Origin of the sequence: Streptomyces sp. NBC_01445, assembly GCF_035918235.1 — a bacterium.
GTDB lineage: Bacteria > Actinomycetota > Actinomycetes > Streptomycetales > Streptomycetaceae > Streptomyces.
This window is the reverse complement of the sequence record NZ_CP109485.1, coordinates 5788323-5812164: the sequence shown is the minus strand read 5'-3', so window position 1 is coordinate 5812164 and position 23842 is coordinate 5788323. Positions and strand designations below refer to the sequence as shown.

Genomic DNA, 23842 nt, shown 5'->3' with positions numbered 1-23842 from the left:
AGGGGGAGCAGTGAACGACACCGCACACGCCCTGGGCGCCGCCGGGACGCTCTGGGAGCTGATCGAGCGCCGCGCCGCCCTCACCCCCGACACCCCCGTACTGATCCAGTCCGCCCCCGACGCGAAGGACGACCGGCGCCTGACCTTCGGCGAGCTGCGCGGGCGCGGCGAGCGGGTCGCCGCCGGTCTGTACGACATGGGCGTACGCCCCGGCACGGTCGTCGCCTGGCAGCTCCCGACCCGTATCGAGACCGCGTTGCTCTCCTTCGCGCTCGCCCGCATCGGCGCCGTCCAGTCCCCCGTCATCCCCTTCTACCGGGACCGCGAGGTCGGCTTCGCGCTGCGCGAGTCGAAGGCCGAGTTCTTCGCGACCCCGGGCGTGTGGCGGGGCTTCGACCACACGGAGATGGCCCGGCGCCTCGGCGCCCGCGGGATCTTCGAGGCGTACGACACGCTGCCCGACGGCGATCCCTCCGTACTGCCGCCCGCACCCACCGACGGCACGGCCGTGCGCTGGATCTACTGGACCTCCGGCACGACCTCCGACCCCAAGGGCGTCCTCCACACGGACCGCTCGCTGATCGCCGGCGGCTCCTGCCTCGCGCACGCCCTGCACCTGTCGGCGTCCGACGTCGGCTCGATGGCGTTCCCCTTCGCGCACATAGCCGGCCCCGACTACACGGTCATGCTGCTCCTGTACGGGTTCCCCGCGGTGATGTTCGAGCAGTTCGCGCTGCCGGACGCGCTCGACGGCTACCGGCGGCACGGAGTGACCGTCGCGGGCGGCTCCACGGCCTTCTACTCCATGTTCCTGACCGAACAGCGCAAGTCCCCCGAGGACCGGCTCATCCCGACGCTGCGGCTCCTCGCGGGCGGCGGCGCGCCCAAGCCGCCCGAGATCTACCACGCGGTCGTACGGGAGATGGGCTGTCAGCTCACCCACGGGTACGGCATGACCGAGGTCCCCATGATCACGATGGGCGCCCCCGACGACACCGCCGAGAACCTCGCGACGACGGAGGGAAAGCCCCCCGAGGGCATGGAGATCCGGGTCACGGACGCGGACGGCAAGCAGGTCCCGTGCGGCGTGGACGGCGAGGTCAGGCTGCGCGGGGAGGCCGTCTGCCAGGGCTATCTGGACCCCGTGCAGTCGGCTGCCGCGTTCGACGGCGACGGGTTCCTCGTCACCGGCGACCTCGGGCATGTGAGGGACACGGGGCATCTGGTGCTCACCGGGCGGGCCAAGGACATCATCATCCGCAAGGGCGAGAACATCTCCGCGAAGGAGATCGAGGACCTGCTGCACGCGCACCCCGCGGTGGGCGACGCGGCGGTCGTGGGGCTCCCGGACCCCGAGCGCGGCGAGCGGGTGTGCGCGGTCGTCGTCCAGCGCGACGGCACCGAGCCGCTGACCCTGGAGGCGATGGCGTCCCATCTGCGGTCGGAAGGGCTGTCCACGCACAAGCTGCCCGAGCAGCTGGAACTGGTGGACGCCCTTCCGCGCAACGACACCCTGCGCAAGGTGCTCAAGTACAAGCTGCGCGAGCGCTATTCGGGAACAGGACCGGTGAACGCTATTCCGGAACGGTGAAGTAGTGGGCGAACGCGATGACGATCTCCTCCTCCGAGATCCGCCCGTCGCCGTCCGAGTCCAGCGCGGCGGCCACCGTGGCCACCACGGACGGGTCGGCACCGAGGACGCGCAGGATGCGCTCCGCTGCCGCCGGGGTGATCCCGGAACCTTCCTGGTCGGCGACGGCGATGGCGGCCCGCAGGAAGGGGCGGGCGATCTCCGCGAACCGCTTCGGGTTGTCCCGCAGCCGCTTCACCGCGCCCGTCACGAACTCCTCGCGGGAGACGCGCTGGTCACCGTCCACATCCGCTATGCCGGCCATGCCCTGCCAGAAGGCCTCGGCGCCCGCGTAGAGCGCCTGGCCCTTGTCGCAGCGCGCCGTCGTGGTGAACTCGGCCAGCAGTCCCTTGGCCGCGGTCACGAAGTCCTCGCGGTCGATGTAGCCGTTGCCGTCCTGGTCGAAGCCGGCGAAGCGGGCAGCGATCCTGCGCTCGTACTCGGCGTGATCGGTGCTCTCGGCGTGGTCCATGTCCTCTCGGCCGCCTCTCGCATCGGTGGTGGTACGGGTCCTGCCCGTCCCCTCGCCAGGGAGCGTACGTCGTGGAGCGGCGCCGGGGGCCCTCACAGCGACGCTTGTGCCAAGACCGGAAAAATTCCGCAACAACTTCCGCGCCCGGCGGCCCGGACGCACGGGTCTGCGCCGGTCGGATCCGCGCGGTCAGGCCGAGAGCGGCGACGCCTCGTCGTTCACGGCGCTCAGTACGTCCGGGTACACCTCGAAGAGGCGGCGCACGCCGAGCGCCGACAGGACGCGGTTGACGTGCGAGCCGTCCTCGGCCCCCTTGGCCGGCAGGATCAGCCGGAGCTCGCCGCGGCAGGAACGCATCAGCCGGCGGGCCGCGATCAGTACGCCGACTCCACTCGAATCGCAGAAGAGGACCTGCGAGAGATCGAGGACGAGGCTGTGCCGGCCGTCCGCGACCGCGTCGTGCACCTGCTGGCGCAGCGCGGGAGAGGTGGCGAGATCCATCTCGCCCGACACCCGCACGACGGCCCAGCCACCCTGCTGTCCCTCGGTCACTCTGAGCGTCACGCGCCACTCCTCCCGTTGATCCGGAACCCCTGCTTACGCTTGTCTTCTCTCGCGGCTGCCCGACCGCGAGGTGCTGAAACACCACTGCAGACGTATCACATATGACCCGGTTAAGACCCAAGTGATCGGATTTTGCACTGCTTTCGGCGCCAAAGGTCCGCGCAACGTGACTGCCTCCTTACCATCCGCATCCGGCCAGGTCGACCTTTGACGCAAAGGCAGGTGCGTTGTCGGCGCGTCCGACTACATTCGAGGGAACGCACACGGTGAGGGGGCCGCATGGCCAAGGAGACTCCGACCCGGTGGGACCGGAGGATGCAACAGCGGCTCGCGCACGGGGAGGCCGCGGCGCTCGGTGAGCTGTACGACCGCTTCGCGTCGCTCGTGCACGGGCTCGCGCACCGCGTGCTCGGTGACGAGGACGCGGCCGACCGCATCACGCGCGACGTCTTCACCCACGTCTGGGAGAACCCCGACGCGTACGACCCCAAGCAGGGGCCCCTGCGCTCCTGGATCGCCACCCTCACCCACCGGCGCGCGGTCCACCGCCTGCGCCAGACCGAGTCCGCCGCCCTCGTCCGCAGCGGCGAGGGCACCACGGAGGACCTGGAGCGCAAGGTGCGGCACGCCTCCGCCGCCGCCCGCGCCGACTACATCGTCACCTCGATGCCCGCCCCGCTGCGCGCCGCGCTGGAGCTGGCCTACTTCCAGCGCAGGGACTACCGCCAGACCGCGGTCGACCTCGGCGTCACCGAGGACGAGGCGCGCCGCCGCCTGCGCCTCGGACTCCAGCTCCTGTCCACGGCCCACGACAGCGGCACGTCCGGCACCCCGCCGGGATCTCCCGGACACGGGAGGGCGCTGTGAGCGGGCCCAACCCCTTCGGCAACGCCGACCAGCCCGATGACCACGACAACCGCGACAACCGCGAGGGCGCCGGGCAACCCGAAGGCTTCGAGGGCGCCGGGCTTCCCGACGCCGCCGCGAACGCCCGGATACCGACGCCGCGCTCCTCCGTGGAGGACACCCGGCGCCCGCTGCCGGATCACGTCCCCGAGCCGCTCGTCCTGGAGCACCGCGTCCTCAAGTCCCTCCTCGGCGCGTGGGCGCTCGCCGCGTGCTCGGCCGCGGAGAGCGTCGCCGTGGAGGAGCACCTCGGCGACTGCGGCCCCTGTGCCGAGGAGGCGCTGCGGCTGCGGGACGCCGTGGGCCTGCTGCACTCCGAGGAGAGCCTCGACCTCGACCCGATGCTGCGCTCCCGCGTCCTGGAGGGCTGCCTCACCCGCCGCCCGCCCCGCATCCCGGTCCCCGAGTGGGCCGCCCCGTACGACGCGGAGACCGCCCGCCTCGACGCCCTGCTCCAGGACATCGGCGACTCCGAGTGGCACGCGCCCGTACGGCTTCGCTGGTACGAGGGGGACGACCGGGTCAGCCGCAAGACGACCGTCGCCGGCGTCCTCACGCATCTGATGAGCGTGGACGGCCTGGTCGCCGTCGCGCTCGGCCTCGACGACCCGCTGTTCGGCGTCGCACCCGAGGAGCGCCGCACGCCGGAGAGCCGCACGGAGACGTTCTGGAAGGCTTCGCACTTCCCGCCGACCCGGGCCGTCCGCGGCCCCTGGCGCGAGCAGTCGCACGCCGTGATCCGCACGGTGTCGTTCGCGGCCGACCCGGACGGCTCCTCGGGCCGCACCCGCTCGTCGGGTCAACTGGCGGTCCCGTACGGGGACTTCTCCCTGCCGCTGCGCGACTCGATGCTGGACCGCGCCTTCGAGTGCTGGGTGCACGCCGAGGACATCGCCGAGGCGGTGGACTACCCGTACGAGCCGCCGTCGGCCCGCCATCTGAACCGCATGATCGATCTGGCGGCCCGGCTGCTTCCCGACTCCCTCGCCGGGCGCCGCCGCGCGGGCCTCGCCGCACCGGCCCGCAGCCTGGTCGCCGCGGGCGCGCCGGGCCGCACGCTGCGCCTCGAGGTCGAGGGGGCGGGCGGCGGCGAGTGGCTCATCGCCCTGGACTCGCCCGGCGCGGTCGGCTCGGAGGAGCACGAGGTTGCCCATGTCGCCCTGGACGGCGCCGAGTTCTGCCGCCTGGCGGCCGGTCACGTCACTCCGGAGGAGGCGGCCGCCGGACAGGACGGCGACCGCGAGGCCATCCACGACGTCCTGTACGCGACGGCGGCGCTCAGCAGGATGTGACGCGCTCCAGGGGGATACGCGGGATACGCCCTGCGGCACGCGTCATCCCTTGCTGACCGCCGCGAGGATCTCCGGCAGGCGGGCCGCCGTGCGCGGGGCGGCCAGGCGCAGGCCCGCCAGGGTGATCCCCGCCGCGTACGCGGCGCCGATCGGCAGCAGCAGCCAGGTCGCGGACTCGGCGCCCGACACGTGCAGCCAGATCGCGAGGGCGATGACGGGCGCGCACAGCAGGGCCGCCGCGACCATCCCGCCGAAGATCGATATCCAGGCGAGGCCCGCCTGCCCCGGGGCGACGTTCTTGTAGCCCTCCTGCGGGATCGAGTACGGGAAGCGGGCCGACGACCAGGCGCCGGTGGCGAGCATCGCGCCGAGGAGCGCGAAGGAGAGGCCGAGCACCTCGGGCAGGGCCCGCCAGTCGCCGAGCATCGCGGTCGTGACGACGGTGACCAGCGTCGCGTACGGCAGGGTGATCGTCAGGAGGGCGAGGGCGCGGCCGCGCAGTTCCACGTAGGCGTCACGCGGCGAGGAGATGGTCATGGCGACCATCCAGAACGCCGAGGTGTCCTGCCCGAACTGGTTGTACATCTGGATGCCGAGCATTCCGGCGGCGAAGCACGCGAAGTAGATGGAGCCGGTGCCCTGGAGGGCGTTGAAGACCGGCACGATCAGGCCGATGGCCAGGGACGTCACCCAGGCCGCCTTGGTCTTCGGGTCGCGCCACACATAGCGCAGGGCGCGCTCCATGACCGTGCCCGTGCGGCCGTCGGGCAGGAGGCGGGGGCCGCGGGACGTGCGCCTGCGGCGGGTGGGCTCGGCGGCCTGGAGCGTGGAGCCGTCGGGGGACGTCATGAGACGCGTCAGGGCGCGTTGCCACGCGTACAGAAGTCCGGCGAGTGCGGCCGCACACAGGACGAGGCGGGCCGCCGCGACGCCGTACGAGCCGTGGCTGACGGAGTCGACGGCGCCGATCGCGGACGCGGGCGGGATCCAGGCCAGTACGTCGCCCGCCGGGTCGAGCGCCCCGAGGCCGCCGGACGAACCGAGCCGCTGCGCACCGAAGTTGACGACCTGCGCGCCGACGGCGATGACGAGCCCGCTGAGGACGGCGAGGTCGCGTCCCTTGCGGCTGGTGAGCAGCCGGATGTTGGCAGCGGCCACGGCGCGGGCGAGGGCGACGCAGGTGAGCAGGGTGAGGGCGACGGCCAGGACCGCGACGGCGGACGCGGCGGCCCCGTGCGCCAGGGCGATCACCGCGCCGACCGCGAGACAGAGCGTGAACAGGGGGCCGATCCCGACGAGGGACGCGATGAGCAGACCCCGTACGAGGGGGTGTGGCCGCAGCGGGAGCATGACGAGGCGGGTCGGGTCGAGGGTCTCGTCGCCGGAGGGGAAGAAGAGCGGCATCACCGCCCAGCCGAGGGCGAGTACGGCGGTGAGGATGACGCAGAGGGTCGCCGCGTGGGTGCTGCCGCGCAGGGCGATCAGGCCGATGAGCTGGAGCGCGGCGACGAGCAGCACGACGACGAGCGTGGCGATGTAGGCGGCGCGGCGGCCCGTGGAGCCGCGCAGTCCGTTGCGCAGGAGCGCCAGCTTGAGGCGGACCAGCGTGACGGTCGTCGTGGTCACCGGCTGCCGCCTCCCAGCCAGTCCAGGTCGGAGGTGGTGTCGCGGCTGTTCGCGCCGACGAGTTCGAGGAACGCCTGCTGGAGGGAGGGCGCGTCGCCGCGCACTTCGGCGAGGGGCCCCTGTGCGCGGATGCGGCCGGCGGCCATGACGGCGACCCAGTCGCAGAGCGACTCGACGAGCTCCATGACGTGCGAGGAGAAGACGACGGTCGCCCCGGAGCCGGTGTAGCGCTCCAGGACGCCGCGGATGGTCTGCGCGGAGACCGGGTCGACGCCCTCGAACGGCTCGTCCAGGAAGAGGACTTCGGGGTTGTGGAGGAGCGCGGCGGCGAGCCCGATCTTCTTGCGCATGCCGGTCGAGTAGTCGACGACGAGTTTGTGCTGGGCCCCGGTGAGGTCGAGCACGTCGAGGAGCTGGGCGGCGCGCTTGTCGACCTCGGCGCCGGGCAGGCCGCGCAACCTGCCCGTGTACGCGAGGAGTTCATGCCCCGAGAGCCGCTCGAACAGGCGCAGGCCCTCGGGCAGTACCCCGATGCGGGCCTTCACCTCGACGGGGTCGCGCCACACGTCGTGGCCGACGACTTCGACGGTGCCACGGTCGGGCCGGAGCAGGCCGGTGACCATGGAAAGGGTGGTCGTCTTGCCCGCGCCGTTCGGCCCGACGAGGCCGATGAACTTGCCCGCGGGAAGGGCGAGATCGATCCCCGCGACGGCGACGCTCTGGCCGAACGCCTTCCAGAGGTCCTGTACGCGTACGGCCGGCGCGCCGGCCTCGGTCTCCGCCTCGATCCTGATCCCCGCCTCGGTCACTGTGCCGCCCGCCGCCCTTCGTCGCCGCCATAGGTTCCCGCACGATACGTGGCCGCGCGGGTCACTGTCGGGGTTCTACCGGCGGCCCTCCCGCCCGCACGCGTACGCCAGCGGGGAGATGAGCTCCTCGGCGTCGGGCAGCCAGCGGTTCGCGGCGGTGGGGCGGCAGGCCCACTGGACGGCGCCCCGGCCGCCGACGCGGGTGGGCGGCGCGGCGACGTAGGCGCCCTCGCCGAGCGCGTCCAGGTCGAGGGAGGCGGGCGGCCAGCCCAGCTTGCGGACCAGGTCGGGGACCTTCGAGGCGGCGCCCGGCAGGACGAAGAACTGCATCCGGCGGTCGGGGGTGCAGGTGACCGGGCCGAGAGTGAGTTCCATGCGCTCCATGCGGGCCAGGGCCAGGAACCCGGCGGTCTCGGGCACGTCGATCGCGTCGAACGTGCGGCCCGTCGGCAGCAGGATCGAGGCGGCGGGGTGCTTGGACCACAGCCGGCGGGCGGCGGTCGCACTCCCGGTCGCCTGGTTCGCCCAGTCCTCGCGGGCGTGGTGGGCACCGGGGGCCGCGCACCTGGCGTCGCCGCAGGAGCAGTGCTGCCTGCCCTCGTCGACCTCCAGCCAGGTGCCGGGGAACACGTCCCAGTGGCGTTCCTCCGCGTAGCGCACGGCGGCGTCGAGGAGGATCTCCCCGCGCTGCTTGGGGATCTGGGGAGGCGAGGTGACGGACGAGGTGACTGCCGAGGTGACTCCGATGGTCTCTTCCACGACGTTCTCAACTCCCGCCGCCACCCGGGGTTACGGGCGCACGCGCGCGGGGGCCTGCAGCACCGATCCTGCACGTGGGGCGCATGGATGCATGGGCGGGGGCGCGCGGGAGGAATGGCCCCGGCAGGGGGTAGCCAGCCCAGAGGACCAGACGAGGGTGTTGTCCACCGACCGGCCACCAGTTGGGGCTCTTGCTTGTTTTTGCCCTCCTTTGTGGCGCATCTTCCGTTTGATCTCAGGGCATTGATCACCTCAAGGCGGGCTCCGCCCGAGCCAGCCCGATGGTCCACGGTGCACACAGGGGGTACGCCATGGCCGCAAGGCCTCTCGTAGCGCGACAGCCCAACGAACGGCTGCAGGCGCTCATCCAGGAAGCAGGCTGCTCGAACGCCGGGCTGGCCCGCCGGGTCAACATGTGCGGATCGGAGCACGGCCTCGACCTGCGCTACGACAAGACGTCGGTGGCCCGCTGGCTGCGCGGGCAGCAGCCGCGCGGCCGGGCGCCCGGCATCATCGCCGAGGCCATCGGCCGCAAGCTCGGCCGCGCGGTCACGATCGACGAGATCGGCATGGCCAACGGCAAGAACCTCGCCTCGGGCGTCGGCCTCCAGTTCTCGCCGACCGTCCTCGGCGCCATTGAGCAGGTGTGCGAGCTGTGGCGCAGCGACGTGGGGCGCAGGGACTTCCTGTCCGGGTCGTCGGTGGCCTCGTCCGCGCTGGTCGAACCGAGCCGGGACTGGCTGATCTCCGTACCCGACTCGCAGGTCGCGCGGTCGGCGGGGCCGCGGGTCGGGGCGTCGGACGTGGCCGCCGTGCGGGCGATGACCCAGGCGCTGACGAACCTTGACCACCAGTACGGCAGCGGGCATGTGCGGCCGGTGGTCGTCCACTATCTGAACAGCGTGGTGTCGGGGCTGCTCGCGGGCTCGTACCGGGAGGCCGTGGGGCGTGAACTCTTCGCGGCGGTGGCCCGGTTGACGGAGCTGGCCGGGTACATGGCCGTCGACACCGGACAGCCGGGCCTCGCCCAGCGGTACTACATCCAGTCCCTGCGCCTCGCCCAGGCCGCCGGGGACCGCGGGTACGGCGGATACGTACTGGCCGCGTCCATGAGCCACTTGGCGGCGCAGCTCGGAAACCCCCGCGAGATCGCCCAGTTGGCGCGCGCGGCGCAGGAGGGGGCGCGCGGGCGGGTGACCCCGCGCGCGGAGGCGATGTTCTACGCGGCCGAGGCGCGGGGCCACGCCCTGCTCGGGGACGCGCGGGCCACGCAGGCGGTGGCGGGCAGCGCGCTGGCCGCGCTGGAGCGGGCCGAGCCGGACTCGGGCGACGACCCGGCCTGGATCGCGCACTTCGACGCGGCGTATCTCGCGGACGAACTGGCGCACTGCTACCGGGATTTGGGGCAGGCGGAGGCGGCGCGGCGGCAGGCCGAGGCGTCCCTGGCCGGGCATCCTCAGTCGCGGGCGCGGCGCCGGGCGATCGGCCTGGTGCTGCTCGCCACGGCGCAGGTGCAGCAGCGCGAGGTCGAGCAGGCCTGTCAGACGGGGACGCGCGCGGTGGAACTCCTCGGCACGCTGCGCTCGAACCGGGGCGCCGAGTACCTGGACGACTTCAGGCAGCGCCTCGAGCCGTACCGGGACGAACCCGTGGTGCGGGAGTTCGGTGCGCGCCTTGATCTTCAGGCAGCGTGAAGTTTGGTGAGCGGCGCGCAGGAGACGTACGGGTGAAGCTTGTGTGACGGACGCCTCAACCCGCTTGGGGAGGGCGCTAATCAGCGTTCCGCAGGCCTGTTTTGTTACTTGAGGGTGTGGGGAGGCTGTGGGGTTCTGAGCTGCGTGGCACGTGTGTGCGGGGACCCGGTAGCGTGAGCCGACGATTCCGAAGGTCCCCCAGTCGTAGGAGTCCCGGTGACGCAGCAGAGCGGACAGGGCGAGGATCCGCACCTTCCCTCGGTGCGGCAGGCACACGAAGGCGTCGTGCTGCCCGCCGACGGCAGCGAGCCCTTGCTGCCGGGTACCTTCGGCGACCAGTCGCACGTCGCCCCCTCGGGCGGCAGCCCCTGGGGCCAGCCGTGGGGCCCCGAGTCCGCGCAGGCGGCCTCCGGCGGCCCGATGCCCACGTACGAGTGGGGCGCGCCGTCCGCGTCGCCCGCGCTGCCGGGTGAGAACGCGCCGCACGCCGCGGCCCCGCTGCCCCCGGCCGCACCGCAGCAGCAGTACTCGGCGCAGCTGCCGCCCGCCGGAGCCCCGGCCGGCCCGCTGCCGCCGCACGCCGCCCCGTACGGCTCCGCGCCACTGCCGCCCGCCTCCGCCTCGGACGCGACGCAGTACATGGCCCCCACCGCGCCCTCCGACGCGGACGCCACGCAGTACATAGCGCCGGTCGCTCCGGGGGCCCTGCCGCCCGAGGTGCCCGCCGACGCCACCCAGTACCTGGGCCGCGCGAACGCACCCGGTCAGATGCCGCCCCAGCAGCAGCCGTACGGCTCCATGCCCATGCCGCCCGCGGGCACCGACAGCGATGCCACGCAGTACATCGCGCCCGTGCCCTCGGCGCCGCCGAGCGCGCCCTACGGCATCCGCCCCGGCGCCCCCGGCGACCGGCAGCCCCCGGCCGAGTTCGACAGCCTCTTCCGCACCGAGCCGGAGCCGGACGCGCCCGCCTCGACGCAGCAGATGCCCCGCTTCGACCCGCGCGCCGGCGGACCCTCGGGACCGGGCGGGCCGGGAAGACCCGGTCCGGCCGTGCAGCCCCAGGGCCCGTACGAGCCCACCGGGCGGGCCGCGGCCCGCAAGGGCCAGAACCGCACCGGCTCGAGGGTGCCGCTCATCGCCGCCATCGGCGTCGGCATCCTCGTCGTCGGCATCGGCGCGGGCGCCCTCATCAGCGGCGGGGGCGACGAGAACAAGGGAGACGACGCCAAGCCGGCCGCCGCGACCGGCGAGCCGGGCAGCTCGTCCCCGACGCCCGCCGACCCCGCCAAGGCGCAGGCCGTCGCACTCGACAAGCTCCTCGCCGACTCGAACAACAGCCGCGACACGGTCATCAGGGCCGTCGCGAACATCGGCGCCTGCAAGGACCTCGGCAAGGCCGCCAGTGACCTGCGCGGCGCCGCCACCCAGCGCACCGGGCTCGTCACCCGGCTCGCCGCGCTCGAAGTGGACAAGCTGCCCAGCAACGCGGCGCTCACGCAGTCACTCACCAAGGCGTGGCAGGCCTCCGCCTCCGCGGACAGCCACTACGCGGCGTGGGCCGACCAGGTCGCGGGCAAGGGCGGCTGTCACAAGGGCCACGCCAAACCCACCCCGCAGCGCCGCGCGGGCGACCAGGCGAGCGGCACGGCCTCCACGCAGAAGACCCAGGCGTCGAAGCTGTGGAACACCATCGCGACGCAGTGGAACCTTCCGCAGCGCAAGCCGTTCCAGCTCTAGGGTCTTTCGTTTGGATCATGCCAGACCCCGCGAGTCCGGCATGATCCAAACGAGAGGCCCTAGCTGATACGGGGGCGGCCGGGCGGGCTCAGCCCGTCGGGGTCGCCTCCAGCGTCCTCGACACGTCGACGAGTCCGCGGCGCGCGGCCACGAGCCGCCCGTCGCGCACCACCTGGAAGGTGACGTCGGCGTTGACGAGCCGCGGGAAGCCGCGGGCCGCGATCATGTCCTCGAAGCGCCAGCTCAGCGTCGGCGTCAGCCCGCCGGTGCGCACCTTCAGGCCGCCGTCGAGCGCCTCACGCACCGTGTGCGACGTCACGTCACCGTTGCCGAGTGACTCGATGACCTGCTTCAGGACGGTGTACGCGATCCAGGTCGTCTGCACGCCGGCATCCGCCGGGTCGATCCGGTTGTCGCCGAACGCCTGCTCGCTGATGACCTTGCGCATCGTCGCCCACCGCCGGTCGGTCGCCACCGGGTACCAGCCGGTGACGTACGCCCCTTCGTAGACGCCCGACTTGCCGCCCGAGCGGTCGATGACCGTCTGGTCGACACTGCCGAGGACGGTCGAGATCCGCACCTTCGGATACGAGTCGCGGGTGCGGCGGAACGAGTCGAAGAACGTGTCCGTGCGGTCGCCGAGGACCGCCGTCACGCAGCCCTTCCCGACCGGGTCGGCACCGGCCCGCAGGAGCGCCTGGCGGGCCTGCTCCGTGTAGTCGGTGGCGTCCTCGGCGGCGCGCACGTCGAAGGCCTTGTCGCGGCCCGCGGACAGGCCCGTGTCGAGAAGCAGCGGCAGCTGGTCGCCGGCGACGGTGTCGGGGCGCACGAGCGAGGTGCGGTCGCAGCCCGCGGCGGCCAGCTGCCGTCCGTTTCCGGCCATCAGGGCGGGCTGGCCGCCGTTGACCGGATACGACAAGGGGCTGGCGAACTCCTCGTCGGTGACGCCGTAGCCACCGATGTACGGGATGCCGGCGGACTCCAGCGGGGCGAGGAAGGAGCGGGCGTGCTGGCTGTAGGAGCCGACGACCGCGACAGCCTGCTGCTCGACGGCGTCCCTGGCACAGCGGGCGGCGCCCACGGTGTCGTTGTTGTCGTTGCAGGTGATGACCCTGAGGTCGCGGCCGCCGATGCCGCCGTGGGCGTTGACCCAGCGCGCGTAGGCGCGCGCCATGGCGGGCATGCCGGGCATGTTGGTCGCCTGGGTCTTCTCGGGCGCCCACGTCATCACCGTGATGGGGTCCTTGGAGCTCCCGGTGATGTCGGAGACGAGTCCGCACCCGGCGACGAGCGACGCGCAAGCCGCCCACACCGCCGCCGAAAGCACGGTGGAACGGAGAGAGCGCGAGGTACGCGAGGTGGTGGTGCGGCGACGGCCAGTCATGAACCTGCACGATTCCGCCGCATCCCTAACCCGCGAGTGACCTGCGGTCAACGTGCGGTGACGTGGAGGTGAATTACGGGGGTCCGGACGGGCCGGCGGGGACGGCACGTACGATCGATGACCGTGCAAAGCTCGGAGAAGTCTTCCCGTCGCGGCCGTCGCTCCTCCACCATGGGCGGCATGCCACTCAACGACATGCCGTGGTGGCGCTGGCGCAGCAATGTGCGCTCCGCGCTGCACATGCTCTCCGACCCCGCGTTCCAGCGGGACGTCTGGCTCGCGGGCGTGGACGGGTTCGGGGACGTCACCGACGCCGTGTACCGCCTCGTCGAGGACACCTGGCTCGACAACTGGTCCGCCGAGAAATACGTCGGCACGATCTTCCGGGACTCCCAGGAGGCGCAGCTCGTCGACACCGCGGTGCTGCGCGTGCTGCGGATCATGCACCAGGTGGGCCCGGACGCCCCCGTCTCCGCCTATCTCGACCACCACGCGTGGCCGGAAGCGGTGCACTCCGCGCGGGACGCGCACGTCGTGCTCGCCACGAGCGACGGCGACGACCCCGACGCGGCGCCCCGCACGCTCGAGGTCCTGCGGATCATGACGCGGGCGGCCTGAGCGCCGCGAGCGCGTCCGACCAGCGGGACGGCGGCCCGGCGCGGGTTACGTGTATGGGACCCTTGCCTGCATGAATGAGCAGTCCCCCGCGTCCGGCGTCGCCGGCGGCGAGCAGTACGTCCTGACTCTCTCCTGCCCCGACAAGCGGGGCATCGTGCACGCCGTGTCGAGCTATCTCTTCATGACCGGCTGCAACATCGAGGACAGCCAGCAGTTCGGCGACCACGACACGGGCCTGTTCTTCATGCGGGTCCACTTCTCGGCGGACGCGCCCGTCACCGCGGAGAAGCTGCGGGCCAGCTTCGCCGCGGTCGGCGACTCCTTCCACATGGACTGGCAGATCCACCGCTCCGCGGAGCGGATGCGCGTCGTCCTGATGGTGTCGAAGTTCGGCCACTGCCTGAACGACCTGCTGTTCCGCGCCAGCATCGGCGCCCTGCCGGTCGACATCGCGGCGGTCGTCTCGAACCACACGGACTTCGCCGAGCTCGTGAAGTCGTACGACATCCCCTTCCACCACATCCCGGTGACGAAGGACAACAAGCCCGAGGCCGAGGCGCAGATCCTCGACGTGGTGCGCGCGGAGGGTGTCGAACTGGTCGTCCTGGCCCGTTACATGCAGGTCCTCTCGGACGACCTGTGCAAGGAGCTGAGCGGCCGGATCATCAACATCCACCACTCGTTCCTGCCGAGCTTCAAGGGCGCCAAGCCGTACCACCAGGCACACGCGCGGGGCGTGAAGCTGATCGGCGCGACCGCGCACTATGTGACGGCCGACCTCGACGAAGGCCCGATCATCGAGCAGGAGGTCGAGCGCGTCGGCCACGACGTGACACCGGACCAGCTCGTGGCGATCGGCCGTGACGTGGAGTGCCAGGCACTCGCCCGCGCCGTGAAGTGGCACGCGGAGCGCCGGATCCTGCTGAACGGGCGCCGGACGGTCGTCTTCACCTGATCCACCGCGCGCGGGTCGTCGGCTCGTGTGTCGTGCACCCGCGGGTCGTGCTCACACGCAGACGACCCGCGAGCCAGGTCTCCTCCCGTACGAGACGGGCGGAAGCCGGCCGGACGTACCGGCGGCTCGCGGGTCGGGTGACTGCTTGGGATTGGGGCCGGCTGCACGCAGCTCTCACGTGCTGGTCCGGCGCCGAAATCGAGATGCGACGCCGGGCTACTAGCCCGCAGTCACCTCACGCGTCCGGTATTCATACATCTGCCGAACCACCTCCCTTCGTGTGTACCCCCACTCTAAAAAGGGTCCGGGGAGCCTTCAAGCGAATTAACGGGCCCGACACTCGTCCCGTCCGCGAGGTCGTACGCTGTGATCAAGGACGGAACGTTCCTCCCGGATCTCCGGGACGCAACGATTTCCCCGAACTCCGCGTGTGCTGCGTCACGTTCGAGTTGAATGATCTGAAGTGCGGAACACGCGGACACAGCCTGCAGGGGGTGCCAGGTGAGTGCTTCCCGGCGTAGTGGGGCCACCGACGAGCTCGGGCCCGACGAGCCCGAGCGGGACGGGGCCGATCTTCTTGCCGCGTTGCTCGACGGGATGGACGCCGCGCTCTGCGCGTTCGACGCCGACGGGATCGTGACCCATTGGAACCGTGAGGCCGAGCGGATCCTCGGCTGGTCCGCGGCCGAGGCCGTGGGACGGCGCGGGTTCTCCGGATGGGCGGTGCGCAGCGCCGACGCCGACGAGGTCGAGGCCCGGCTGATGGCCGCGATGCGGGCACCGGGCCGGCAGGTCCACGAATTCGCCCTGCTCACCAAGGACGGCGGGCGCGTCCTCGTACGGACACAGTCCTCCGCCGTGCGCGGGCCCGACGGCAAGCCGGCCGGGCTGTACTGCGCGTTCAGCGAGGTGCACACACAGATCGACCTGGAGCGGTCGATCGCCCTGAGCGAGGCCCTCTTCGAGGACGCGGCCTGGGGAGTCGTCCTCGTCGACGCCGACCTGCGGCCCGCCGTCGTGAACGTGCATGCCGCGCGAGCGCTCGGCTCCAGCCGTACCGCGCTGCTCGGACGCCCCCTCGGCGACCTGATCTCGCAGGGCGTCGAGGAGCTGGAGAGCGCGCTCGCCCATGTGCTCGCGGAGGGCGCGCCGCCGGCCCCCGCCGAGCTGTGGGTGACGGTGCGGCTCCCGGAGGGCGACGCGCGCAGGTGCTGGCGCAGCGGCTTCGTGCGGCTCGCCTCACCGCTGACCGAGGAACCCGTACCGCTGGGCGTCGGATGGCTTTTCCAGGACGTCACCGAGGCCAAGCAGACGGAGCAGGAGGCTGCGCAGCTGCGCTTCCGGGCCAACCAGCTGCACCGGGCCTCGCGGGCCGCCGCCGAGTGCGAGGACCCGGCGGAGGCGGCGACCATCCATCTGGACTTCGCGCTGGCCGGGTTCGCCGACCACGCGTTGATCGATCTGGTGGTCGGGGACGAGCAGGCCTATGGGGGTGCCGACGGGGAACGTACGGGTCCGGTGCGCCTGGCGCGGGCCGCCGCGACGCCTTCGGGGGCGCCGGGGCCGAGCCTGCTGGTGCCCCGTACGACGCTGCCCGTGCGCTATCTGGAGGGCCACCCGGCGCTGCAGTGCGTGGAGCGCACGGGTTCGGTGCGGGCCGGCGCGAGCGGGCGCGACGCCACGCGGGCGCGCGAGTGGGCCGAGGCGAGACAGTGGCCCGAGGGCACGTTGCACGCCCTGTGCGCGGTGCTGCGCAGCCGGGCGCGGACGCTGGGCGTGGTGACGTTCCTGCGCGGGCCCAGCCGTACGCAGTTCGAGCGGGCCGACGCCACGTACGCGGAGAGCGTCGCGGCCCGGATCGCCGGGACTCTCGACCTGGCGAGGGTGCTCGAGCGGTAGCCGCGCGCCACGCGTCAGTGCCGGTAGAAGATCCGGTCGCCGTACTCGCTGAAGACGCGGCCGTTCCACTCGTGGCCGCCGTCCACGTTCCCGGAGCGCAGGAGCGGCGGCTGGATGCCGCGGTCGGCGAGCTCGGCCGCGGCCGTCGCCATGGTGGCCTGCATCAGCGCGCTGGCCACCATCGTGGAGGCCGGCCCGAAGGGGGCGTCGACGGTGTCGTACGTGAGCTCCGCGTCGCCGACCTCGATCTTCGAGTCGAGGACGATGTCGCAGTGGTCCTTGAGGAACGTCCCCGACACATGGCGGGACTTCGTCTCCTCGGCGTACGCCACGGACGTCACGCCGATCACGCGCAGGCCCAGTGCGCGCGCGTTCATGGCCATCTCCACGGGCAGGGAGTTGCGGCCGGACAGCGAGACAATCACCAGGGTGTCGCCCGCGCGGACCGGGCTGGAGTCGAGGACGGCGCCCGCGAGCCCGTCGACACGCTCCAGGGCGGAGCCCAGCGTGGCGGGCATGACGTCGACGCCGACGACCCCCGGTACGGAGAGCAGGTTCATCAGGGCGAGACCGCCCGCGCGGTAGACGACGTCCTGCGCGGCGAGCGAGGAGTGCCCCGCGCCGAACGCGAAGAGCCGGCCCCCCTCGGCGACCGTGTCGGCGATGAGCGTGCCGGCGGCCGCGATGTTGCGGTCCTCCTCGTCGCGCACCCGCCTCAGCAGGCCGATCGCGGCGTCGAGGTACTGACCGGCCAGCTTGCTGTCGCTCATCGGCGGAGCCCCTTCGTCGTCCCGTACTGCCCGTGTGCCGCGCATCACGTTGCGGTCCGGACCAGTGCCCTGTCAATACGTTCCTGCCGTACGGAGCCCGGTTCCCCCGGCGCGGCACGGTTGTCGGCGCTATGCGTCAGAATTGGGTTCAGGGCCAGCGCACGAGCTAGCGGTGAGCTAGCAGAGCTAATCGAGGGGCACGTATGTCCGGACTGATCGACACCACGGAGATGTATCTCCGCACCATCCTCGAGCTCGAAGAGGAAGGTGTGGTCCCCATGCGCGCCCGGATCGCCGAGCGGCTGGACCAGAGCGGCCCGACGGTGAGCCAGACCGTGGCCCGCATGGAGCGCGACGGCCTGGTGGCCGTCGCCACGGACCGCCACCTGGAGCTGACGGACGAGGGCCGCCGGCTCGCCACGCGCGTCATGCGCAAGCACCGCCTCGCCGAGTGCCTGCTCGTCGACGTGATCGGCCTGGAGTGGGAGCAGGTGCACGCCGAGGCCTGCCGCTGGGAGCACGTGATGAGCGAGGCGGTCGAGCGCCGCGTCCTCGAGCTGCTGCGCCACCCGACCGAGTCGCCGTACGGGAATCCGATCCCGGGGCTCGAGGAGCTGGGCGAGAAGGACGGCGCGGACCCGTTCCTCGACGAGGGCATGGTGTCCCTCGCCGACCTCGACCCGGGCACGGACGGCAAGACGGTCGTGGTGCGCCGGATCGGTGAGCCGATCCAGACGGACGCGCAGCTGATGTACACGTTGCGGCGTGCGGGCATCCAGCCGGGCTCCGTGGTCAGCGTGACGGCGTCGCCGGGCGGGGTCCTGGTGGGCAGCAGCGGTGAGGCTGCGGAGCTGGTGGCTGATGTCGCCTCGCACGTGTTCGTCGCCAAGCGCTGAGCCGGGCGCCGGGCGCGACAAAAGGCGTCCGGGCAACTTACCGACGCGTCAACTCCTGTTCCCACAAGGACAGTTGGGACGTCATCGCCTTCCCTGAGAACTCTCGCAGAAACCAGGATTCCCTGCGTGGAATCGCAGCGCGCGGACGTTTTGCGTGCAAGGCTGTCGCAAGAGGCATATGACCTGAGGACTCCTGACCGTCTCGGTTTCGGGTCCGCACCGGTCCGGCCGCGCGGGCGGGGAGGGGGGCAGGACGATGTGCCGACGTACCCAGGTGGGGCGTACCCAGGCGGGGCGCACTCAGACAGAGGGCCCCGGCGCCTTGCGGCGCCGGGGCCTGTCCTCCCCTGTGCTGACCCGGAGCCCCGAGCTCCCAGGGTCATCCCCTTCGGACCGATTTCCCCGAGCGGTCCGCCTCCCGCTGAAGATCTCCCCTCGGCGACGGCGATCAATCCTTGAGCGTGGTCACTCGAACGAGGGGTATTGCCCAGAACGACCGCGTTTTCGAAAAAGAGTTCGATAGCGTGCGCGGGTACGCGACTGCAGGCGCGACCAAAAGGGGGTGCCAGGGCCTATGGTGCGGCGCATCGACGTGACCGGGGCGGGCGGCGTGAGCCTCGCCGCGTGGGAGTTCGCCGACCCTCCCAAGACGGGTGAGGTCGACCAGTCCCCCGGCGTGCTGTTACTGCACGGCCTCATGGGCCGCGCCTCGCACTGGGCGAACACCGCCCGCTGGCTCTCGGAGCGCCACCGTGCCGTCGCGCTCGACCAGCGCGGCCACGGCCAGAGCCAGAAACCCCCCGAGGGTCCCTACGACCGCGAGGCGTACATCCAGGACGCCGAGGCCGCCCTCGAGCAGCTCGGCCTCGCGCCCGCCGTCGTCATCGGCCACTCCATGGGCGCGCTCACCGCCTGGCAGCTCGCCGCGCGCCGCCCCGACCTCGTACGGGCCGTGATCATCTGCGATATGCGGGCCTCCGCACTCGGGGCGGCCTCCCAGCGGGAGTGGGAGGACTGGTTCGACGCCTGGCCCCTGCCCTTCGCCACGCTCGGCGACGTACGGAAGTGGTTCGGCGAGGACGACCCGTGGGTGGAGCGGCCCCAGCCCTCGCGCGGTGAGTTCTACGCCGAGGTCATGGCGGAGAGCCCCGACGGCTGGCGGCCCGTGTTCGACCACCGGCAGATGCTCGTCTCCCGGGCCACGTGGGTCTACGACGCGCACTGGGAGGAGCTGGCCCAGGTCCGCTGTCCCACCCTCGTCGTCCGCGGCCTCGACGGCGAGCTGGGCCGCGCCGAGTCGCAGGAGATGGTCCGCGTCCTGCCCAGGGGCGAGTACGCGGAGATCGCGGACGCCGGGCATCTCGTGCACTACGACCGGCCGGAGGCGTTGCGCTCCGCGATCGAGCCCTTCCTGGACGGCGTGCTCACCTCGTAGCGGCGGAACCTCGTAGCGGCGGACCCGGGTTCAGGGGCCCAGGCGTTCGACGCGCCAGGCGCCGGACGGCTCGTGGACGTAGCGGAGCCGGTCGTGGAGGCGGTTCTCGCGGCCCTGCCAGAACTCGACCGTGCGCGGGGTGACGCGGAAGCCGCCCCAGTGGTCGGGCACCGGGATGTTCTCGCCCTCCGGGTAGCGCTCGGCGAGTTCGGCGTACGCGGTGTCGAGTTCGGCGCGCGTGGCCAGGACCTGTGACTGGGCGCTGGCCCACGCGCCGAGCTGGGAGCCGCGCGGACGCGAGCGGAAGTACGCGGCCGTCTCCTCGCGGCTCGTGTGGGCGACGGTGCCGGAGACGATGACCTGGCGGGCCATCGGGTGCCAGGGGAAGAGCAGCGCGATCTCGTGGTTCGCCGCCAGGTCGCGGGCCTTGCGGGAGCCGTAGTTCGTGTAGAAGACGAAGCCCCGGTCGTCGTAGGCCTTGAGCAGCACGGTGCGCGAGCTCGGCCGGCCGGCCGCGTCCGCCGTGGAGACCACCATCGCGTTCGGCTCGTACAGCACGCCGCGCGCCCGCGTGGCCTCGTTGAACCAGAGCTCGAACAGTTCCATCGGGCGCGCGGGGACGTCCTCCTCCAGGAGCCCTTCACCCGGCGGGCGGTACTGCGCACGCATGACGGCGGGGTTCGGGGGCGCGTGGTGGTCGGGGTGGTCGTGGTGGTCGCTCACGCGGTCATCCTGCCGTACGCATGGGGCAGTCGGGCGCGTGGAGTTCATCACTGAGTGGCACTGAGTGCCGCGAGCTCTCCCCAAGGGTGGCACCAGCGGATATCGTCGTCGGTCCCGCCGCCCCTTCGGTTGGGTGACCGCCAGCCGAACGGGGCATCACCGGGGTGACCGATCCGGCCCGCGAGCCCCCGGGGCCGCGCCACCACCGCGGTCCACCGTCGTACAGATAGATGCAGAGTCGTACAGACGCAGAGTCGTACACATTCAGAGGAGCCGCCTGATGTCCGACCCCGGCCTTGACCCCGGCCCTGTCCCCGGCTTCGTGCCCGGCCTCGAGGGAGTCGTCGCGTTCGAGACGGAGATCGCCGAACCGGATAAGGAGGGCGGCGCCCTCCGGTACCGGGGCGTCGACATCGAGGATCTGGTCGGCCATGTCTCGTTCGGCAACGTCTGGGGCCTGCTCGTCGACGGGGCCTTCAACCCGGGCCTGCCGCCCGCCGAGCCGTTCCCCATCCCCGTCCACTCCGGCGACATCCGCGTCGACGTGCAGTCCGCGCTCGCCATGCTCGCGCCCGTGTGGGGCCTGAAACCGCTGCTCGACATCGACGAGGCGCAGGCCCGCGAGGACCTCGCCCGCGCCGCCGTCATGGCCCTCTCGTACGTCGCCCAGTCGGCCCGCGGACAGGGCCGGCCGATGGTGCCGCAGCGCGAGATCGACAAGGCGGACACCGTCGTCGAGCGGTTCATGAAGCGCTGGCGCGGCGAGCCCGACCCGAAGCATGTCGCCGCCGTCGACGCGTACTGGACGAGCGCCGCCGAGCACGGCATGAACGCCTCCACGTTCACCGCGCGCGTCATCGCCTCCACGGGCGCCGATGTCGCGGCCGCGCTCTCGGGCGCCGTCGGCGCCATGTCGGGCCCCCTGCACGGCGGCGCGCCCTCCCGCGTCCTCGGCATGATCGAGGAGATCGAGCGCACCGGCGACGCGGACGCGTACGTCCGCCGTGCCCTCGACAAGGGCGAGCGCCTCATGGGCTTCGGGCACCGCGTCTACCGCGCCGAGGACCCCCGCGCGCGCGTGCTGCGGCGCACGGCCCGCGAGCTGGGCGCCCCGCGCTTCGAGGTCGCCGAGGCGCTGGAGAAGGCGGCCCTCGCGGAGCTGCACGCCCGCAGGCCCGACCGGGTCCTGGCGACGAACGTGGAGTTCTGGGCGGCGATCATGCTGGACTTCGCGGAGGTCCCGGCGCACATGTTCACGTCGATGTTCACGTGCGCCCGCACGGCCGGCTGGTCGGCGCACATCCTGGAGCAGAAGCGCACGGGCCGCCTCGTCCGCCCCTCGGCCCGCTACATCGGCCCGGGCACCCGCGACCCGCGCGACATCGAGGGGTACGGGGACATCTCGGGCTGAGTACTGCCCTCGGCACAGCGAGCGGCGCCGCGCGGTCTTCCGTGCGGCGCCGATCGCGTACGTCATCTGCCCCGCGTCACCCCAGCGCCCCGTCCAGGATCGCCGCCCACTGCGCGACGACCCTCTCGCGGCGGGGCCCGTCGTCGGTGAGGAGGTTCGCGAGGCCGAGGCCGCGCGCCATGTCGAGGAGCCCCTGCACCGTCTCGCGGACGCCGGGGCGCGCCTCGTCGGCGGCCAGGAGTTCCACGGCGATGCGGTGGGTCTCGCGTCCGACGCGGGCCTCGAGTTCGGTGACGCGGCCGCCCAGCTGCGGCTCGTTCGACGCCGCCACCCACAGGTGCAGGGCGGCCCGGAACAACGGGCCCGTGTACAGGTCGACGAGGGCGGCGACGACCTCGGTGCGGCCCCGGGGACGCAGGCCGCGCAGGGCGGTCGAGCGCTCCTCGGCGACGTACTCGACGGCGGCGGTGAACAGGTCCTCGCGGGTCGGGAAGTGGTGCTGGGCGGCGCCGCGCGAGACCCCGGCCCGTTCGGCGACGACGGAGACCGTGGAGCCCGACCAGCCGCGCTCGGCGAGGCAGGACACGGCCGCTTCGAGGAGACGTAGGCGGGTGGCGCGGCTGCGGTCCTGTTTGGGGGCGCGCTCCACCGCCGTACCGGATGAGGTCACAGCACCCATGCGGGATCCCGTCGTTCGAGGAAGGCCGTCATCCCTTCGCCTGCCTGTGCGGAGGAGAACAGCCGGGCCGAGAGCGCGCTCAGGTCGGCCGCGTCCCGGTCGAAGGCCTCCAGCACCTTAGCCGTGAGCAGCCGTTTCGTCTCGGCCAGGCCCTGCGGGGACGACCTGCGCAGCCCGTCGAGGACGGGGGCGAGGGCCGCGTCGACGTCGTCGCCCGCCGCCGTCAGGAGCCCGATGCGGACCGCTTCCTCCGTGTCGAAGCGCTCTCCCGTCAGGTAGTAGCGGGCGACGGCCCGCGGGTCGGTGCGCGGGAGCAGGGGCAGCGAGATGACGGCGGGCGCGACCCCTATGCGGACCTCGGTGAACGCGAACGAGGCGGCGTGCGAGGCGGCCGAGATGTCGCACGCCCCGAGCAGGCCGAGCCCGCCCGCGCGCACATGCCCGGCGATCCGCGCGACGACGGGCCGGTCGAGCGCGACGATCTGCCGCAGGAGGGCGACCAGGGCCGCCGGCGGGGGCGGGGACTTCAGGTCGGCGCCGGCGCTGAACGTGTTGCCGGTGTGGGTGAGGACGACGGCCCGTACGGCATCGTCCTTGCCGCACGCCGTGAACGCGTCCGCCAGCTCGGCGACGAGCCCGGCGGACAGGGCGTTGCGGTTGGACGGGGAGTCGAGGGTGAGGGTGGTGATCCCGCGCTCGTGCGAGGCGTGGACCAGGGGCTCTTCAATGCTCACGACGTCTCCCGGAGCTGTCGGCGGAGGATCTTCCCGGAGGCGGCGCGCGGCACGGCCCCTCTCCGGTCACGTGGGTGCGACGTTCAGAGAGTGGCAGCGGCCACAGAAACAATCAAGCACGCCTGCATGAATCAGGATCCGGCCGTCCGGTCGCGGGTCAGAGCGTTCTGCCGTCGGGCCCGGTCACGCCCGGCCGGGTGTTCAGGGACCACATATGGGTGCACTGCGGGCACTGGAGGTGGAGGACCGGCCCCTGGTTGGAGATCAGGTAGCGCCAGTGCTCGCGGCAGTTGCGGCGGTCGGCGCAGGGCACGCAGTGGCGGGCGTCGTCACAGACGGGGCAGGCCACCCAGGCGCGCCGGGCGATGTCGGCGTGCGGATCAATGGGAAGACGCACGGCCGGACTCCTCCCCCGGCAGGACACCGGCTGCCACCAGAAGGTCGTAGGTGCGCTGCTGCTCGGCGTCCAGGCCCGAGTAGAGGAGGGCGTGCGCCTCGTCCTCGCCCCGCAGGACGGCCGCCGGATCCCAGTCGGGGCCGAGCGCGGCCACGACCTCGGCACGGCGCCGGGTCTCCTCGAAGGTCAGGTCGATCGTGAAGGGTATGAGGCCGGGTGAATTGTCTTGATTCATGGCGAGACTTCCGACGAGCCGAGCAGAACCCGACCATCAGTACCAGGCACCCCCGACTACAGGAAAGGGTTACCTAAGTTGCCATGTCGTGGCCGAGGGTGACATACCGCGCGGACGGTCGACGGGGCGGCCTCGGATTCGCCTACGGGGGTGGGCCGTTGCCGATGACAGCCCCGAAGAGACCGGCACGATCCGCCGACGGAACTATGACGTA

Annotated in this window: 23 protein-coding genes; 11 read left to right on the top strand and 12 right to left on the bottom strand. The window is 72.3% G+C overall.

Features of this window, described 5'->3' with window-relative positions:
- The first annotated feature begins 10 nt into the window (after positions 1-10).
- Positions 11-1591 (top strand): class I adenylate-forming enzyme family protein, encoded by a 1581-nt coding sequence (locus tag OG574_RS26585; protein ID WP_326775240.1) that lies wholly within the window; start codon positions 11-13, stop codon positions 1589-1591.
- Here the strand turns inward: OG574_RS26585 and OG574_RS26580 are convergent.
- Both OG574_RS26580 and OG574_RS26575 read right to left on the bottom strand, forming a co-directional pair.
- The gene (locus tag OG574_RS26580; protein ID WP_326775239.1) at positions 1575-2102 is read right to left on the bottom strand and encodes an EF-hand domain-containing protein; all 528 of its coding nucleotides are present in this window, start codon (positions 2100-2102) and stop codon (positions 1575-1577) included. The two genes, OG574_RS26585 and OG574_RS26580, sit on opposite strands and share 17 nt — an antisense overlap.
- 189 nt (positions 2103-2291) lie before the next feature.
- On the bottom strand, positions 2292-2666 hold the full coding sequence (locus OG574_RS26575; RefSeq protein WP_100596019.1) for an STAS domain-containing protein: 375 nt from the start codon (positions 2664-2666) through the stop codon (positions 2292-2294).
- Positions 2667-2945: 279 nt separating this feature from the next.
- On the opposite strand from OG574_RS26575, the gene OG574_RS26570 reads away from it, so the two are divergent.
- Positions 2946-3533, top strand: a complete 588-nt coding sequence (locus OG574_RS26570; protein WP_100596018.1) for a sigma-70 family RNA polymerase sigma factor — start codon at positions 2946-2948, stop codon at positions 3531-3533.
- Positions 3530-4864 carry an MDMPI N domain containing protein gene (locus OG574_RS26565; protein WP_326775238.1) on the top strand — a complete coding sequence of 445 codons (1335 nt, stop codon included), beginning with the start codon at positions 3530-3532 and terminating at the stop codon, positions 4862-4864. Before OG574_RS26570 ends, OG574_RS26565 begins: the two co-directional genes overlap by 4 nt.
- A 42-nt stretch (positions 4865-4906) precedes the next feature.
- Here OG574_RS26565 and OG574_RS26560 read toward each other — a convergent pair whose 3' ends face one another.
- From OG574_RS26560 to OG574_RS26550, 3 genes are all read right to left on the bottom strand, one after another.
- Entirely contained in the window at positions 4907-6490 is a 1584-nt protein-coding gene (locus tag OG574_RS26560; protein WP_326775237.1) for a transporter, read from the bottom strand.
- Entirely contained in the window at positions 6487-7299 is an 813-nt protein-coding gene (locus OG574_RS26555) for an ABC transporter ATP-binding protein (RefSeq protein ID WP_326775236.1), read from the bottom strand. The genes OG574_RS26560 and OG574_RS26555 overlap by 4 nt, the downstream gene beginning before the upstream one ends.
- Positions 7300-7374: 75 nt before the next feature.
- Positions 7375-8058 (bottom strand): bifunctional DNA primase/polymerase, encoded by a 684-nt coding sequence (locus OG574_RS26550; protein ID WP_326775235.1) that lies wholly within the window; start codon positions 8056-8058, stop codon positions 7375-7377.
- Between the two features lie 311 nt (positions 8059-8369).
- Between OG574_RS26550 and OG574_RS26545 the strand changes: the two genes are divergently transcribed.
- Both OG574_RS26545 and OG574_RS26540 read left to right on the top strand, forming a co-directional pair.
- Entirely contained in the window at positions 8370-9752 is a 1383-nt protein-coding gene (locus tag OG574_RS26545; protein WP_326775234.1) for a transcriptional regulator, read from the top strand.
- A gap of 216 nt (positions 9753-9968) precedes the next feature.
- Positions 9969-11492, top strand: a complete 1524-nt coding sequence (locus OG574_RS26540) for a hypothetical protein (RefSeq protein WP_326775233.1) — start codon at positions 9969-9971, stop codon at positions 11490-11492.
- Between the two features lie 88 nt (positions 11493-11580).
- Here the strand turns inward: OG574_RS26540 and OG574_RS26535 are convergent, their stop codons facing one another.
- Positions 11581-12876 (bottom strand): ABC transporter substrate-binding protein, encoded by a 1296-nt coding sequence (locus tag OG574_RS26535; RefSeq protein ID WP_326775232.1) that lies wholly within the window; start codon positions 12874-12876, stop codon positions 11581-11583.
- 117 nt (positions 12877-12993) lie between these two features.
- Between OG574_RS26535 and OG574_RS26530 the strand changes: the two genes are divergently transcribed.
- From OG574_RS26530 to OG574_RS26520, 3 genes are all read left to right on the top strand, one after another.
- A complete protein-coding gene (locus OG574_RS26530; RefSeq protein ID WP_326775231.1) occupies positions 12994-13494 on the top strand; it encodes an SCO4402 family protein in 501 nt (166 codons plus the stop codon).
- 70 nt (positions 13495-13564) lie between these two features.
- Positions 13565-14449: a formyltetrahydrofolate deformylase gene (gene purU / locus OG574_RS26525; RefSeq protein WP_326775230.1), complete on the top strand. Its 885-nt coding sequence runs from the start codon at positions 13565-13567 to the stop codon at positions 14447-14449.
- Positions 14450-14950: 501 nt separating this feature from the next.
- Positions 14951-16348 (top strand): PAS domain-containing protein, encoded by a 1398-nt coding sequence (locus OG574_RS26520; RefSeq protein WP_326775229.1) that lies wholly within the window; start codon positions 14951-14953, stop codon positions 16346-16348.
- Positions 16349-16362: 14 nt separating this feature from the next.
- On the opposite strand, the gene OG574_RS26515 is transcribed toward OG574_RS26520, so the two are convergent.
- Entirely contained in the window at positions 16363-17118 is a 756-nt protein-coding gene (locus tag OG574_RS26515) for an SIS domain-containing protein (protein ID WP_326775228.1), read from the bottom strand.
- A 203-nt stretch (positions 17119-17321) separates the two neighbouring features.
- Here OG574_RS26515 and OG574_RS26510 point away from each other — a divergent pair, with 203 nt between their 5' ends.
- Positions 17322-18014 (top strand): metal-dependent transcriptional regulator, encoded by a 693-nt coding sequence (locus tag OG574_RS26510; protein ID WP_100596009.1) that lies wholly within the window; start codon positions 17322-17324, stop codon positions 18012-18014.
- A 574-nt stretch (positions 18015-18588) separates the two neighbouring features.
- Complete coding sequence (locus tag OG574_RS26505; protein ID WP_326775227.1) at positions 18589-19449, top strand: alpha/beta fold hydrolase; 861 nt, start codon at positions 18589-18591, stop codon at positions 19447-19449.
- 30 nt (positions 19450-19479) lie between these two features.
- Here the strand turns inward: OG574_RS26505 and pdxH are convergent, their stop codons facing one another.
- Positions 19480-20220 carry a pyridoxamine 5'-phosphate oxidase gene (gene pdxH, locus OG574_RS26500; protein WP_442816853.1) on the bottom strand — a complete coding sequence of 247 codons (741 nt, stop codon included), beginning with the start codon at positions 20218-20220 and terminating at the stop codon, positions 19480-19482.
- A 232-nt stretch (positions 20221-20452) separates the two neighbouring features.
- On the opposite strand from pdxH, the gene OG574_RS26495 reads away from it, so the two are divergent.
- On the top strand, positions 20453-21583 hold the full coding sequence (locus OG574_RS26495) for a citrate synthase 2 (RefSeq protein ID WP_100596006.1): 1131 nt from the start codon (positions 20453-20455) through the stop codon (positions 21581-21583).
- A gap of 76 nt (positions 21584-21659) precedes the next feature.
- On the opposite strand, the gene OG574_RS26490 is transcribed toward OG574_RS26495, so the two are convergent.
- From OG574_RS26490 to OG574_RS26475, 4 genes are all read right to left on the bottom strand, one after another.
- A complete protein-coding gene (locus OG574_RS26490) occupies positions 21660-22262 on the bottom strand; it encodes a TetR/AcrR family transcriptional regulator (RefSeq protein ID WP_326775226.1) in 603 nt (200 codons plus the stop codon).
- The gene (locus tag OG574_RS26485) at positions 22250-22996 is read right to left on the bottom strand and encodes an enoyl-CoA hydratase family protein (RefSeq protein ID WP_326775225.1); all 747 of its coding nucleotides are present in this window, start codon (positions 22994-22996) and stop codon (positions 22250-22252) included. The genes OG574_RS26490 and OG574_RS26485 overlap by 13 nt, the downstream gene beginning before the upstream one ends.
- A 157-nt stretch (positions 22997-23153) precedes the next feature.
- The gene (locus OG574_RS26480) at positions 23154-23393 is read right to left on the bottom strand and encodes a hypothetical protein (protein ID WP_326775224.1); all 240 of its coding nucleotides are present in this window, start codon (positions 23391-23393) and stop codon (positions 23154-23156) included.
- Positions 23377-23628, bottom strand: a complete 252-nt coding sequence (locus OG574_RS26475) for a DUF6400 family protein (RefSeq protein WP_326775223.1) — start codon at positions 23626-23628, stop codon at positions 23377-23379. The genes OG574_RS26480 and OG574_RS26475 overlap by 17 nt, the downstream gene beginning before the upstream one ends.
- Positions 23629-23842 lie beyond the last annotated feature (214 nt).

Bases quoted from the DNA above. Each gene is read 5' to 3' on its own strand.
- OG574_RS26580 (WP_326775239.1), bottom strand. From the start codon at position 2,102: ATGGACCACGCCGAGAGCACCGATCACGCCGAGTACGAGCGCAGGATC.
- OG574_RS26570 (WP_100596018.1), top strand. From the start codon at position 2,946: ATGGCCAAGGAGACTCCGACCCGGTGGGACCGGAGGATGCAACAGCGG.
- OG574_RS26545 (WP_326775234.1), top strand. From the start codon at position 8,370: ATGGCCGCAAGGCCTCTCGTAGCGCGACAGCCCAACGAACGGCTGCAG.
- OG574_RS26535 (WP_326775232.1), bottom strand. From the start codon at position 12,876: ATGACTGGCCGTCGCCGCACCACCACCTCGCGTACCTCGCGCTCTCTC.
- OG574_RS26530 (WP_326775231.1), top strand. From the start codon at position 12,994: ATGACCGTGCAAAGCTCGGAGAAGTCTTCCCGTCGCGGCCGTCGCTCC.
- purU (WP_326775230.1), top strand. From the start codon at position 13,565: ATGAATGAGCAGTCCCCCGCGTCCGGCGTCGCCGGCGGCGAGCAGTAC.
- OG574_RS26515 (WP_326775228.1), bottom strand. From the start codon at position 17,118: ATGAGCGACAGCAAGCTGGCCGGTCAGTACCTCGACGCCGCGATCGGC.
- OG574_RS26510 (WP_100596009.1), top strand. From the start codon at position 17,322: ATGTCCGGACTGATCGACACCACGGAGATGTATCTCCGCACCATCCTC.
- OG574_RS26505 (WP_326775227.1), top strand. From the start codon at position 18,589: ATGGTGCGGCGCATCGACGTGACCGGGGCGGGCGGCGTGAGCCTCGCC.
- pdxH (WP_442816853.1), bottom strand. From the start codon at position 20,220: ATGAACTCCACGCGCCCGACTGCCCCATGCGTACGGCAGGATGACCGC.
- OG574_RS26495 (WP_100596006.1), top strand. From the start codon at position 20,453: ATGTCCGACCCCGGCCTTGACCCCGGCCCTGTCCCCGGCTTCGTGCCC.
- OG574_RS26490 (WP_326775226.1), bottom strand. From the start codon at position 22,262: ATGGGTGCTGTGACCTCATCCGGTACGGCGGTGGAGCGCGCCCCCAAA.
- OG574_RS26475 (WP_326775223.1), bottom strand. From the start codon at position 23,628: ATGAATCAAGACAATTCACCCGGCCTCATACCCTTCACGATCGACCTG.